At 53.3% G+C, this 14,142-nt stretch carries 11 protein-coding genes and 1 tRNA gene; 9 read left to right on the forward strand and 3 right to left on the reverse strand.

Annotated features, from left to right (window positions below; all coding sequences use genetic code 11):
* Positions 1–4 precede the first annotated feature (4 nt).
* From whiA to CXIVA_RS06740, 4 genes are all read left to right on the forward strand, one after another.
* Positions 5–931, forward strand: a complete 927-nt coding sequence (gene whiA / locus CXIVA_RS06725; protein WP_013977252.1) for a DNA-binding protein WhiA — start codon at positions 5–7, stop codon at positions 929–931.
* Entirely contained in the window at positions 924–1,871 is a 948-nt protein-coding gene (locus CXIVA_RS06730) for a diacylglycerol kinase family protein (protein WP_050979226.1), read from the forward strand. Before whiA ends, CXIVA_RS06730 begins: the two co-directional genes overlap by 8 nt.
* The gene (locus CXIVA_RS06735) at positions 1,868–3,979 is read left to right on the forward strand and encodes a glutamine synthetase III (protein ID WP_013977254.1); all 2,112 of its coding nucleotides are present in this window, start codon (positions 1,868–1,870) and stop codon (positions 3,977–3,979) included. Before CXIVA_RS06730 ends, CXIVA_RS06735 begins: the two co-directional genes overlap by 4 nt.
* Before the next feature lie 159 nt (positions 3,980–4,138).
* Positions 4,139–5,311: an acyltransferase family protein gene (locus CXIVA_RS06740; RefSeq protein WP_013977255.1), complete on the forward strand. Its 1,173-nt coding sequence runs from the start codon at positions 4,139–4,141 to the stop codon at positions 5,309–5,311.
* 29 nt (positions 5,312–5,340) lie between these two features.
* Here the strand turns inward: CXIVA_RS06740 and CXIVA_RS06745 are convergent, their stop codons facing one another.
* From CXIVA_RS06745 to CXIVA_RS06755, 3 genes are all read right to left on the reverse strand, one after another.
* Positions 5,341–6,189: a S1-like domain-containing RNA-binding protein gene (locus CXIVA_RS06745; RefSeq protein ID WP_013977256.1), complete on the reverse strand. Its 849-nt coding sequence runs from the start codon at positions 6,187–6,189 to the stop codon at positions 5,341–5,343.
* Between the two features lie 82 nt (positions 6,190–6,271).
* Positions 6,272–6,343: transfer RNA gene (locus CXIVA_RS06750), tRNA-Gln, on the reverse strand.
* 229 nt (positions 6,344–6,572) lie between these two features.
* Positions 6,573–7,223 (reverse strand): YigZ family protein, encoded by a 651-nt coding sequence (locus tag CXIVA_RS06755; RefSeq protein ID WP_013977258.1) that lies wholly within the window; start codon positions 7,221–7,223, stop codon positions 6,573–6,575.
* A gap of 76 nt (positions 7,224–7,299) precedes the next feature.
* Here CXIVA_RS06755 and CXIVA_RS06760 point away from each other — a divergent pair, with 76 nt between their 5' ends.
* The 5 genes from CXIVA_RS06760 to ftsX all read left to right on the forward strand — a co-directional run bounded on the left by CXIVA_RS06760 (position 7,300) and on the right by ftsX (position 14,105).
* Positions 7,300–9,783, forward strand: coding sequence for a transglycosylase domain-containing protein (locus CXIVA_RS06760; protein ID WP_013977259.1), 2,484 nt, complete (start codon positions 7,300–7,302; stop codon positions 9,781–9,783).
* 411 nt (positions 9,784–10,194) lie between these two features.
* Positions 10,195–10,914 carry a WecB/TagA/CpsF family glycosyltransferase gene (locus tag CXIVA_RS06765; protein ID WP_013977260.1) on the forward strand — a complete coding sequence of 240 codons (720 nt, stop codon included), beginning with the start codon at positions 10,195–10,197 and terminating at the stop codon, positions 10,912–10,914.
* 364 nt (positions 10,915–11,278) lie between these two features.
* Positions 11,279–12,361, forward strand: a complete 1,083-nt coding sequence (locus CXIVA_RS06770; RefSeq protein ID WP_013977261.1) for a helix-turn-helix domain-containing protein — start codon at positions 11,279–11,281, stop codon at positions 12,359–12,361.
* A 159-nt stretch (positions 12,362–12,520) separates the two neighbouring features.
* Entirely contained in the window at positions 12,521–13,207 is a 687-nt protein-coding gene (ftsE, locus tag CXIVA_RS06775) for a cell division ATP-binding protein FtsE (protein WP_013977262.1), read from the forward strand.
* Entirely contained in the window at positions 13,197–14,105 is a 909-nt protein-coding gene (gene ftsX, locus CXIVA_RS06780) for a permease-like cell division protein FtsX (protein ID WP_013977263.1), read from the forward strand. The genes ftsE and ftsX overlap by 11 nt, the downstream gene beginning before the upstream one ends.
* Positions 14,106–14,142: the final 37 nt, after the last annotated feature.

Consider the following 14,142-nt stretch of genomic DNA (forward strand, 5'->3'; position numbering starts at 1 on the left):
GTCTATGTCATTTTCAACGGATATCAAGGATGAGCTGACCAGGGATATTCCGGGGCAGGACCACTGCCGGATGGCAGAGCTTACGGCCCTGATGCATTACCTGGGAAACGTCTGCCTGGAGCCCGGCGAGGCATACATCCGCATCCGCACGGAACATGCGGGCATCGCGAAAAAGGTCCTGCGGCTGCTCCGCGCCCTGTTTGAGATCCCTGTGGATCTGGAGATCCGCAGGCAGGGGCGTACCAGACACTACGAAATCTTCGTGTCTTCCGAAGCGGATCTGCAGGCCCTGCTTCAGGGAACGCAGATCCATCGGCCGTCCCTGTGGAAAAACCGCATCAAAAGCAGGGAGTGCTGCTGCCGGGCATTTATCCGCGGCGCCTTCCTGGCGGCCGGATCTGTCAGTGACCCGGGAAAATCCTATCATTTTGAAATCATCTGCCGCAGCAGGGAAGACGCGGAATATCTGGCGGAACTGTTTCGCAGATTTTCCATGGAAGCAGGCATCACCAGCCGCAAAACCCGCTGGATTCTGTATATTAAGGACAGTGAGACCATTGTGGACGCCCTGAACGTAATGGGCGCCTTCCAGTCGCTGATGCAGATGGAAAATATCCGGATCATCAAGGAGATGCGCAATTCCGCGAACCGTCAGTCCAACTGTGATTCGGCCAATATCAGCAAAATGGTCCGGGCTGCGGCGAAGCAGGTGGAAGATATTCATCTGATCCAGCGGGCGGGCGCCTTTGCGGATCTGCCCCAGACGTTGCGGGACACCGCCCTGGCCCGGCTGGAATATCCGGATGTGTCCATCCAGGAGCTGGGCAGCTGCCTGGATCCCCCGGTGGGAAAATCCGGGGTCAACCACAGACTGCGCAAACTTTCAGAAATCGCGGAAAAAATCCGTGACAGAGGAACGGGGAATGAGTAAAAAGAAGCTGATATTTATGTATAATCCGAAATCAGGCAAAGGCCTGATCCGGAACTATCTTTATGATATTATCGACACTTTCGTAAAGGCAGATTACGAGGTGACGGTATATCCCACCCAGTGTGTCGGGGACGCGCTGCGGCGGGTGCCGGAAACAGCGCCGGACTATGACCTGCTGGTATGCAGCGGCGGGGACGGGACACTGGATGAGTGCGTGACCGGCATGATGAACAGTAAAGTAAATATCCCCATTGGCTACATACCCGCCGGCAGCACCAACGATTACGCCCAGTCTCTGAATATACCGAAAAATATGCTGAAAGCCGCGGAACTGGCGGTGACCGGACGCGCCTATCCCTGTGATGTGGGGGCGTTTAACGGCGATCATTTTGTATATGTGGCGGCTTTCGGGCTGTTTTCGGATGTGTCCTACCAGACCAACCAGAATCTGAAAAATGTGCTGGGACACGGGGCCTACCTGCTGGAAGGCGCCAAACGGCTGTATGATATTCCGTCTTATCACTTGCAGGCGGAGATCAACGGAGAGCAGATCGAGGATGACTTTGTCTACGGCATGGTGAGCAATTCCGTTTCGGTGGGAGGCATGAAAGGCATGACAGGCACGGATATCCGCCTGGATGACGGACTGTTTGAGGTGACGCTGATCCGCATGCCCCAGAATCCGCTGCAGCTGAACGATATTCTGGCGACCCTTCTTCTTCCTTTTGACAAGCGGTCCCAGTATATTGTATCGTGTAAGGCGGCACACCTGACGATTCGGAGCGATGATTACGTGCCCTGGACGCTGGATGGAGAATTCGGCGGCAATCACAAATATGTAGCAATTCACTGCCAGAAGCAGGCGGTGCGCATTGTGGCAAGTCCCGCGCAGGAAGTACTGACGGGAGAGTCTTCAGCAGAGGAAGGAACAGGAGAATGAGTGAAACTTACAACGTAACAGATATTTTCGGTCAGAATGTCTTTAATGACACAGAGATGCAGAAGCGGCTGCCGAAGAAGATTTACCAGCGCCTGAAGGAAATCATGGACAATGGCGGCGAACTGGATATCGAGACGGCGGATATCATTGCCCATGAAATGAAGGAATGGGCCATTGAACAGGGAGCGACCCATTACACCCACTGGTTCCAGCCCCTGACCGGTGTGACAGCGGAAAAACACGATTCCTTTGTGTCCGCGCCGGACGCCCATGGAAAAGTGCTGATGAATTTTTCCGGCAAGGAGCTGATCAAGGGAGAACCGGACGCGTCTTCGTTCCCTTCCGGCGGTCTGCGGGCCACGTTTGAAGCCCGGGGCTATACGGCCTGGGACTGCACGTCCTATGCCTTTGTCCGCCATGATGCCGCGGGCGCGACCCTCTGTATCCCGACAGCGTTCTGTTCCTACACCGGCGAGGCGCTGGATCAGAAGACCCCCCTGCTGCGGTCCATGGAAGCCATCAACGAACAGTCCCTGCGCCTGATCCGTCTCTTCGGCAACACCACCTCCAGAAAAGTTACGCCTTCCGTAGGCATCGAACAGGAATATTTCCTGGTGGACAAAGAGAAATATTTAAAACGGAAAGATCTGGTGTATACCGGCAGAACCCTGTTCGGCGCAATGCCGCCGAAAGGCCAGGAGCTGGATGACCACTACTTCGGCAGCATCCGGCCCAGAGTGGCGGCCTTTATGAAGGATGTCAATGAGCAGCTCTGGAAGCTGGGCATCCCGGCCAAGACCCAGCACAATGAAGTGGCGCCGTCCCAGCATGAGATCGCGCCCATCTATGAAACCTGCAACCTGGCGGTGGACCACAACCAGCTGACCATGGAAGTGCTGAAAAAGGTGGCAGACCGCCACGGCCTGCACTGCCTGTTAAGTGAAAAGCCTTTTGCCGGGGTCAACGGATCCGGAAAACATAACAACTGGTCCCTGACGACGGATGACGGAATCAATCTGCTGGATCCGGGCAAAACACCCCATGAGAATGTGCAGTTTTTACTGATCCTTACCTGTATCATGAAAGCAGTGGACCGCCACGCGGATCTGCTAAGGGAGTCCGCTTCCGATGTGGGCAATGATTTCCGCCTGGGCGGCAACGAGGCGCCGCCGGCCATTGTATCCATGTATCTGGGCGAACAGCTGGAAGATGTGATCGATCAGCTGGTTTCCGACGGATCGGCCACCCACTCCCTGCGGGGACAGCGGCTTAAGACCGGCGTCAAGTCCCTCCCGGATTTCCTGAAGGACGCCACAGACCGGAACCGGACCTCACCCTTCGCTTTTACCGGAAACAAATTCGAATTCCGTATGGTGGGCTCCAAGGATTCCGTGTCTTCCCCGAACGTGGTGCTGAATACGATTGCCGCGGAAGCCTTCAGCGAAGCCTGTGATATTCTGGAAAAAGCGGATAATTTTGACGAAGCGGTCCGCAGCCTGATTCAGCAGCAGGCGACGGCTCATCAGAGAATTATTTTCAACGGAAACGGCTACTCGGAAGAATGGGTGGAGGAAGCAGAGCGCAGGGGACTGCCGAATATTACCTCCATGGTAGACGCGATCCCGGCGCTGACCTCAGAGAAGGCAGTGGCTCTGTTTGAGAAATTCCATGTCCTGACCCGCACCGAACTGAAGTCCAGAGAGGAAGTCAGCTACGAGGCGTATGCCAAGGCGATCAATATCGAGGCAAGGGCCATGATTAATATTACCGGAAAACAGCTGATTCCGGCGATGATCCAGGCCACGACTGATCTGGGAAACTCTGTGGCCAATCTGAAGCCCATCGCCATTGACACCAGTGTCCAGGAGATTCTCCTTAAGGAGATCACCGACTGCCTCATCCGCGCCAAGACTGCCCTGACCAGTCTGCAGCGTGTGACTGCCGAAGGAGCGGAGATGAAAGAAGGCAGGAAACAGGCGGTGTTCTATCACGACTTTGTGGTGTCCGCCATGGAAGAACTGCGGGCGCCCATCGATCAGGTGGAACGGATCATCAAAAAGGATATCTGGCCGATGCCTTCGTACGGGGATCTGCTTTTTGAGGTATAGGAACCGCGCCTTTGCGCTGTACTCTGCACTGTTCTGTGAACATTCACGGAACAGTGCTTTTTGTGTGTTGCTTTTTTCAAAAATCAGTGGTATGACATATAGGATAGTATCTGAAAATGGTATGGTTACCGTACCGGCACCTGTTTCCGGGGAGAATCATTGAAAGCGAAAGTACGATTAGAGTGGGTGGATGTGCTGCGGGGAATTCTGATGTTTCTCGTTGTATACGGACATTACACCACAGTACCGTCTGTTGAAAAATATATCTATTCCTTCCATATGCCGGCGTTTTTCCTGATTTCGGGAATGATGCTGGCATTTAACAAAGAGTGGCGTCCGCTCCGTTTTGTCTGGAAGCGGATCAAATCCCTGCTTGTGCCGTACCTGCTGCTGAATCTGTACGTGGTGCCCATCTGGTGGGTCAACATCTGCAACGGGACAGCGGATCCGGAGCCCTTCTGGCATGTATTTGTGGGAATTGCCGCATCCAATGTGCGTTCCGGGTATTCCATCGCCTCCAATACCACCTGGTTCATTCCCTGCCTGTTTGTGACGGAAATGATCTTTTTTGCCGCGAAGAAGCTGCTTCGCAGGGATTTCCTGGTGGCGGCTGTCATTCCCGCAGTCAGCGCGGTGATGTACCTGACCGTGACTTCCCGGCATACCGGAGGCGGGTACTGGCATGTGGAATCCGCGTTTACCGCGGTGATTTTCTATCTGGCCGGCTATCTGTTCCTGAAGCGCCTGGATGCCGTAAAAGAGATGCTCCGGCGCTCCATGGCCCGGAATGTGCTCCTGATCGGCCTGCTGTACGGAACAGGCCTGTGGTTCGCGGAACGCAACGGACGGGTGTCCCTGATCGGAGATTACTACAAAATCCTGCCGTACTTTTATCTGGCGGCCCTGTCCACTTCCTTCGCCCTGGTGCTGACCATGATGCTTCTGGCGGAGCGCGGGTGGTTCTCCCGGGTGTTTGATCCGGCAAAACAGGTGGGAGTCACTACACTGCCTTATATGGCTTTTCAGGTGGGAACCATCCGGATTCTCCGGCATTATATCCCGTTTTTCCGGGCAGATATCGAGTGGCGGATCCTTCTGCTCAGCGTAATCTTTTATGTGGCATTCCTGCCAGCGGCGAAGTTTATTCAGCGGTTTCTGCTGCCCGGACGCAAAAAAAACGCCGGACCGGCGGAACGCATCCGGACGGGCGGCCGCCGTCCGCTTCGGAAGCAGCCGGGGATTCTGTACAGCGGCGCCCCTTTCCGGAAGGGAGAGTCCGGCCGCGGCGCAGGGGTTTCACTCAGACAAAAAAGGCTGTCCCATTTGCGGTGACAGCCTTGAAGCAGAGAGAATTCCTTTTTTCAGTGTTTTCGTCCGGTGAGATGGATTCCCTTTTCCGTAAATTCAATCAGACGCATCTTATACAGGTGGCCGACGGCGCGTTTAAATGCGTTTTTACTCATATGGGCCTCCCGGAGAATGAGTTCCGGCGAGGCTTTGTCATTAAAGGGAAGCACACCGCCGAAACTTTCGATCATGGACAGGACACTCTCCGCGTCCGCGGAGATCTGTTTGGCGGCCTTCTGCCGCAGGGTCAGGTCCAGCTTGCCGTCTGCTTTGACGCCGGTGACATATGCCTGGATACAGTCGCCGATCCGCAGGTTTGTGTGGTCTTCGTGGCGCGGAATCCGGGCGGAATAGCGGTCATCCACGGCCACAAAAGTACCGAAATTGTCCGAAAATTCATAGACCCGTCCGGTGACCGTATCTCCCTTGCGGTAAGGGGAGTCCGTATCCAGCAGATCGTAAAGGCCCCGCATGGAGGCGCAGAGCCGCTGGCTTTTATCGATATAGAGGCGGACCAGGACTTCTTCCCCTTCTTTTACTTTGCGCAGCTGTTCCCGGTAAGGCAGCAGCAGGTCTTTTTCCAGTCCCCAGTCCAGAAACGCGCCGATGCGGGTGACCTGAAGCACTTTCAGCAAAGCGATCTGATTCACCTCCAGGAAGGGTTTGCGTGTGGTGGCAATCAGGCGGTCCTGGGAATCCCGGTACAGGAATACCTCCACTTTGTCATGCAATTGAAGACCTTCCGGGACATAGCGTTTCGGAAGCAGTACCCGTTCACTGCCTGCCCTGGTGTCTTCCGCCAGGTAAATGCCGAAGTCTGTGGCCCGGACCATAATCAGAGTTTGTGTCTGTCCTAATTTCATAAATAACGTCCTTTCTCCTCCCGGAAGTTCCGGGGGTGTTGACAAAAAAACAGGCTGTCATATATGACAGCCTGTCCATCAGCTGGCCCACAAGGATTCGAACCTTGAAATGACGGAGTCAGAGTCCGTTGCCTTACCATTTGGCGATGGGCCAATGTGTGAATTTCGCGGGTGAATCTCTCACCAACGAATGCTATTATATATGATGGTTTATCGGAATGCAAGACCTTTTTGAAATTTTTCGAAAAAAACTCGCGGCATGTATTTCGGAGCCGAAAACGGAGCCGGCGGCGCCGGGCAGGAGAGGCACCGGCCGGGGATCCGATGGGAGACCAACCGACGCTCTGCCGGGGATTCAGCCGACGCTCTGCCGGGCTGCCCGGTTATACGGGAATGGTCCGGCCGTTGACCGTAAGAAACGGGGTTTCCGGTCCTTTTCGGACTTCTGCCTGCCCTGCCGTCAGTTCGTTGATTTTGCGGATCAGCGGGCGGAAGTCTTCTTCCGTCATCAGCAGGTCTGTCTCAACGGCGTCCGTGTAGCGGGTGTCACTGACGGGAATATGCTCCTGACCCAGAAGATACTGGATTTTGCCGATGCTGTTGTAGTCGCAGCGGATGGTATAAAGGCGGCCGAAGGATTTGACCGCGGTTTCGCAGTGGTTCAGCCCTTCCATGACTGCGCCCTGATAAGCCCGGAGCAGTCCGCCGGTGCCCAGCAGTGTGCCGCCGAAATAACGGGTGACCACAGCGAGGCAGTCGTGAAGGCCCTGATTGAGCAGAACTTCCAGCATCGGGCGGCCGGCGGTGCCTGCCGGTTCGCCGTCATCGCTGTACCGCTGCAGCCGGGAGTCCGGCCCCAGCAGATAGGCGAAGCAGTTGTGGCGGGCATCCCAGTATTCTTTTTTCAGGCGGGCGATTTCGTCGAGTGCTTCCTGCTCACTGGCAATGGGGCAGATATGGGCGATGAAGCGGGATTTTTTTTCGGTGATTTCCCCGGTTCCGCCGCGGTAAATGATTTTGACAGATTCTGGCATAGACACTCCTTTCTGTAGGAGTAGTATACCATTTTTCCTTTTCATTGTAAGGCAGAAATGCTAAAATTGATTTACTATGAATTATGGAAAGAAACAGATAAAAAAGAGAAAAGAAGATCTGTCCTCGCCGGACCGGTCGCTGAACAACCGGATTTCCATCTGGGTGGTGCGGATTATCATTCTGGCCATTGCATTTACGGCAGCGCTGCTGATCGTCCGGGGTATTATCTACGCCAAAACAGTCGCAGCGGACGCGCCGTCGGTTTCCACCGTGGAACATCCGGTCAGCAGGACCACCAAAGTGCTGGATACGGACGGAAAAGTAATTGCCCGTTTCAGTATGCAGGATCTGTCCGTCCGGAAGATCGATTCCTCACAGATGCCGAAGCAGCTCAAAGATGCCTTTGTCTCTTATGTGGACCCGGATTTTTATGAGCATGAGGGGATCCGCATGCAGAATATGGTCAGCTATGTGATCCGCGGAGAGCTGTACAGTGATTATAACGATACCGACGCAACGATTTCCGAGCATCTGATTAACAATACCATCTATTTCGGCGTTACCAGTGATTCCAGCTCCAAAGCAGTCAGACAGCGGCTGCAGCGCCAGTATATGGCTGCCCGCCTGGAACAGGAACATACGAAACAGTGGATTCTGGAAAATTACCTGAATACCGTGATGCTGGGCAATGATACCGTGGGGATTGAGGCGGCTTCCGAACGCTATTTCGGGAAAGCGGCCAAAGATCTGAACCTGACGGAAATCAGCGCGCTGGCAGCCTGCTCCGGGGAACCGGAGGCACGCAATCCCCTGGATCATCCGGAGGTCAATCAGGAATACAGAAAAAAAGTCCTTCAGGCGATGTACAGGAAGGGATGCATCACAAAGAGCCAGTACCAGAATTCACGGGAAGAGGACATCGCGGATTATGTCACCCGGGCCAATAAATACGGCCAGGATAACAGCGCGGATGAGGAGGCCTTTGCTCTGGCGCTGAAGGATCAGGTGATCGCGGATCTGGAGACCCAGCTGAAGTGCAGTCAGGAACAGGCGGAACACTACCTGTATCTGGGCGGCATGACCGTATATTCCACCATGGACTCCGGAATACAGAAAATCTGCCGCAGGGCAGTGAACCGGGCCGCTAATTACAGCGAAAGCAGTGTATCGGTGCATTATACGCTTTCCATCCGGCAGAAAGACGGCAAAGTGCGTAATTATACGGAAGCGAATATGCGCAGCTGGTACCGCTCCGAAGGCAGGGAAAACGAGGCACTGAGCTATCCGGATCATAGGTCCGCCAGGGAGGCGGTGCGGGTCTACCGGCAGGCGATGCTGACCAAGGGGGACAGACTCATCGGAGAAAATCTGATCCTTACGCCGGAGCCGCAGGCCAGTCTGGTGCTGACCAGCCAGAGTACCGGGGAAGTCAAGGCAATGATCGGAGGAAGAAACATATCCGAAGACGTTCCGGGCTACATCAACCGGGCAACCGATACTTATTACAGCCCGGGCAATATCGCGGATATTTTCAGTATCTACGCGCCGGCGCTGGACAGCGGGAAATACACCCTCTCCAGCATCCCGACGGCCACAGGCGGAACCGCCGCCTCGGGAGATGTGGACAACATTGACAACGTCATGGCTTCCAACGGCACCAGCCTGACCGTGCGCAGCGGGATCCGCCAGGAAAGCCAGGCGGCAGCGGCCTATGTGCTCAAGGGAGTCACACAGGAAATCAGTTTTGAAAGTCTGGAAAAATATGTGTTTGCCCGCCGTGGAGACAGCGCTTCCTACCGTTCCTCCGGGGAAATCCTGGGAAAAGCGTCCCTGATGGAAATCAACGCGGCATACGGCGCCATAGCCGCCAGAGGGGTCTATACCAAAACCGCCTTTTACAGCAAGGTCTTTGACCGGGACGGGCGTCCGGTGCTGGATGTGTCCGCGGATGCCAAGCGAAGCACGACCGTTATGAAGGACACGACCGCGTTTCTGCTGACCAAGGCCATGCAGGAAACGGTAACCACGGGAATCGCCAGAAATTCAGGAATCAAAGGAATGACGGCCGCCGCCCAGCAGGGCGCGAGCACGGATGAAAGCGCCTGGTGGTTTGCCGGGTTTACGCCGTATTACACCTGTACGGTGTGGAGCGGCAAGGATGGCGGACAGCCGATACATGACAATATCTCCGCTTCCCTGATCTGGAAGCAGGTGATGCAGCAGGTCAGCAGGGGACAGAAGGATATGGACTTCACCCGGCCGGACGGCATCGTCAGCGAGGAGATCTGCAGGGATTCCGGGCTCCTGGCGATCGAGGGGGTCTGCCAGGATACCTACAGCGAATATTACGCTGCCGGTACGGAACCGTCGGAAAAATGCAACCTCCACGAAACGGCCATCATCTGTAAAGATTCCGGGTTTCTGGCCGGACCCTACTGTCCGGAAGCGTCCAAGGTCAAAGAGGTGTTTGTCCGGGATTCTTCCAGAAAGGGGAAGAAAATGCCGACAAAAGTATGTACGCTGCACACCGCAGAGAATACAGCAAAGAAGAAAAAGTAAAATAAAAAAATATTTTGCGCAGAGCTATGGGGGCGAAGTTTTTCGCGGTTTCCGTATGAAAACCGATGTTCCCATAGCTTTTTTTGTAAATAATGCACAAAAACATGCGTTCGAAAAGCGCCGGTTGTTTCGATTCCAAACGGGTGGATATTTGTGGACAAAGTGAATAACTATGTGTATAACTGGGAGAAAAAGGGAAATATTCAGAGAAAAGGATTGTGGATAACATCTGATAAAAAAATGAGAATAATTTTAAGAAAGTAGTTGATTTTTCCGGCTTTGGTAATGTTGCATAGTCTGGAAACCGACGGAACCGGAGGGGATTTTTCCGGCCGGTTTCCTGGAGGCGGAACCGGGGGCCCGGGGCAGTGTCTTGACGGAACCTGGCATTTATTGTATAAAAAGTAAAGTATGATAGAAAAAATAAAATTAGCGGGTATCAGCTTCGCTGCAGGCGGTATGAACGACTATCTGCAGGAAGTAGAGACTTACCTGAATAACGAGGAACTGAATAGTATCGAATTCATCAGCGCGAATTCCATGGCGAAGGCTTCCGATAATCCGGCCATGCAGGAATGCTTTGACCGGCTGGATCTGCTGATCCCGGCGGATGAACTGCTGATCAGCGAACTGACGGAAGCAACGGGACGCCCGGTGGAACTGGTGCGCCCGGAGGATCTGCTCCATCAGATGATCCGGCTGATTGCCAGAGAATCCAAGAACATCTACCTTCTGATGCAGAATGATAGGTACCGGGAGGAAATGCAGGAGATGCTCCATGAGGCATACGGGGATCAGGTGTCTGTTGTCGGCGTGGACAGCATGGATGCGGAATCCGGGGATCTGGTTGATACAGTGAATGAGATCAATGTGGTGGAACCGGATGTGGTGTTCGCGGTTCTGGAATGTCCCGGCCGGGAAGCGTTTTTCCTGAAGTACGGGCGCATGATCAACGCAAAGCTCTGGCTGACCGTGTCCTTTGAGAACATTTCGGTAGGCGACAAGAAGTCGGAAAGCCCGTTCCGGCGTTTCCTGACTTCCCGAAAGATCCGGCGCCAGATCCAGAATTCCGAGGAGGCAGAGACAGCCGCGCCTCCGGAAGACACAGCGGAGCAGGAAACAGAAGAGTAGAAAACGGATCCATATCGGATCCATATACATATACAAAATTCATATACAGAAGATTTTTCCGGCAGCCTTGGGCTGCCGGTTTGTTTTTTCGGGATGGCAGCCCTTGCAGTCTGTACAGCCGTCTCGCTTTTTCGGGCGGCGGTCCGTGGAACAGGAAGCGGGGCAGTCTGCCCGCTTCTGTACAGTTCTGTACAGCCTTGTGCAGCCGGCGCATCCGATTATTTGGGGGGAATTGCATAAAAATAAGCAAATTCCTCTTTACTTTTTTTGTACTATTGCTTAATATAGAGAATAGCAGAAGGTAAGACAAGGGAAATTTACTAAAATTAATTGTGAAAAATGTCCAAATTGGAGGCGCCGAAATATGATATCAAATCAGATACTTCAGAATACAATCGATGGTCTGAAAGACATTACGCATATTGATTTCTGCCTGATTGACACAGAGGGCAAGGTGTTAGCCAGCACATTCCAGGACACGGACAAATATCTTGCTCCGGCGAAAGCATTTGTAGATTCACCGGCAGACAGCCAGGTGGTATCCGGCTGTCAGTTTTTCAAAGTATTTGACGAATACCAGATGGAATATGTGCTTCTTGCCAACGGGGAAGGGGAGAATCTCTACACAATCGGAAAGATTGCGGCATTTCAGATCCAGAATCTTTTAGTTGCCTACAAAGAGCGGTTCGATAAAGATAATTTTATCAAGAATCTGCTGTTAGACAATCTGCTTTTGGTGGATATCTACAACCGGGCGAAAAAGCTGCACATAGAGACAGAAGTGCACCGGGTCGTCTATCTCATTGAAACGGAACGGGACAAAGACGGAAACGAACTGGAAAAGATCCGCGGCGCTTTTGAAGGGAAAAACCAGGACTTTGTCACAGCGGTGGATGATAAAAACATTATCGTTGTCAAAGAGCTGGAAGAGGACGCCACACCGGAGTCCCTGTACAAAACCGCGGAAGTGATCATCTCCCTGTTAAAGTCAGATGCCCATGCCCGGGTGTCTTACGGCACGGTCGTCAATGAGATCAAGGAGGTGTCCCGCTCGTATAAAGAGGCGCGGATGGCTCTGGAAGTGGGCAAGATCTTCTTCCAGGAGCGGAACATCATCGCGTATTCCGTACTGGGCATCGGCCGCCTGATTTACCAGCTGCCGATTCCGCTGTGCAAGATGTTTATCAAGGAGATCTTCCACGGCAAGTCACCGGATGATTTTGATGAGGAGACCCTGACGACCATCAACAAGTTTTTCGAAAACAGCCTGAATGTGTCAGAGACTTCCCGCCAGCTGTATATCCACAGAAATACGCTGGTATACCGTCTGGACAAGCTGCAGAAAAGCACGGGACTGGATCTTCGGGTGTTCGAGGATGCCATTACCTTCAAGATTGCCCTGATGGTAGTCAAGTACATGAAATATATGGAAACACAGGAATTTTAAGAATCCTGACCGAAGAAAAGCTGCCGCCGACCGCGGCAGCTTTTTACGTCACGGGGCGGCGGAATGCCCGGTACAGGAAGAGCCCTTTCGGCCGCAATTTGCGATTTTCGCGGATTTATGCCATAATAAGAAAACTTATAAACTGACATAGGAGGTACCATGATCCGATTAGAGAATGTCACGAAAGAGTATACGCCGGGAATCGCGGCGCTCAGTAATGTTAATATCGAGATAGAACGGGGCGAGTTTGTGTTTGTCGTAGGAGACAGCGGCTGCGGAAAGACCACTCTGTTTAAGTTATTGACCAGGGAGCTGGAGCCCACCAAGGGACGCGTGGTAGTCAACGGCAAGGATCTCTCCAAGCTCAGACGGAAGCAGATTCCCCGCTACCGCAGGAATGTAGGATGCGTTTTCCAGGATTTCCGCCTGCTGAAAGACCGCAATGTATATGAAAATGTGGCCTTTGCGGAGCGGATTGTGTCCAGATCCAGCCGTCAGATCCACAGGGATGTGCCGAAGATGCTTTCCCTGGTGGGACTGGCGCAGAAGTACCGCTCCAAGCCCAATCAGCTTTCCGGCGGTGAGCAGCAGCGGGTGGCGATTGCCCGGGCGCTGATTAATCAGCCCAAAGTGCTGCTGGCGGATGAACCCACAGGCAACTTAGATGAAAATAACGCCTGGGAGATCATGAAGCTTCTGGACGAGATCAATCAGAGGGGCACGACAGTTGTGGTAGTAACCCACAACTTAAATATCGTGCGGGCAATGAAGAAGCGTGTCATCACACTGCAGCTGGGCAATGTGATCAGTGATGTACAGATGGGCGGTGAGAAAGATGAAGCTTAATACATTCGGTTATGTACTGCGTCAGGGTCTGAAGAATATCTGGCGCAACAAGATGTTTTCCATTGCCTCCATTGCCACCATGGCAGCCTGTATTTTCCTGTTCGGCGTGTTTTTTTCACTGGTGACGAATTTTCAGCATGTAGTCAAAGGCGTGGAGCAGGATGTGGCAGTCACGGTATTTTTCGATGACGGCCTGCCCCAGGATAAAATTGATAAGATCGGCATGGCGATTGCCGGTCGGGATGAAGTGCAGAGCTATACCTACGTATCTCCGGAAGATGCCTGGGAGCAGTATAAGGCGGAGTATTTCCAGGGGAATGAAGAAGCCGCGGCAGGTTTTGACAAGGACAACCCGCTGGCCAATTCGGCAAACTACCAGATCTACATCAAAAACATTGAAGAACAGAGTACCCTGGTAAGTTATCTGGAGTCGCTGGACGGCGTCAGCAAAGTCCAGCAGTCGGAATCCGTGGCAAATACGCTGACGGATCTGAACCGCCTGATCAGCGTGGTGTCCGGCGTGATTATCCTGATTCTGATCTGCGTCGCGATCTTCCTGATCAGCAATACCGTGCGTATCGGAATTGCGGTCCGCCGGGAGGAAATCGGCATTATGAAAATCATAGGCGCCACGAATTTCTTCGTGCGTGCGCCGTTTATTGTGGAAGGAATCCTCATCGGCCTGATCGGATCCGTGATCCCGCTGGGAGTCCTCTATTACGGATATGGCAAGATCGTTATGTACATCGGCGCGAAATTCCAGTTCCTGGACAACATTATCCAGTTCCTGCCGGAGGGCACCATCTTCCGGATCCTGATTCCGATAGGCCTGATTCTCGGTCTGGGCATCGGATACATCGGCAGCCGGATTACGGTGCGCCGCCATATAAATGTGTAAAAAGAATTCGGAACGAAAAGAAATCGGAATCTGACAA

The sequence above is a fragment of the Clostridium sp. SY8519 genome (assembly GCF_000270305.1).
GTDB lineage: Bacteria > Bacillota > Clostridia > Lachnospirales > Lachnospiraceae > SY8519.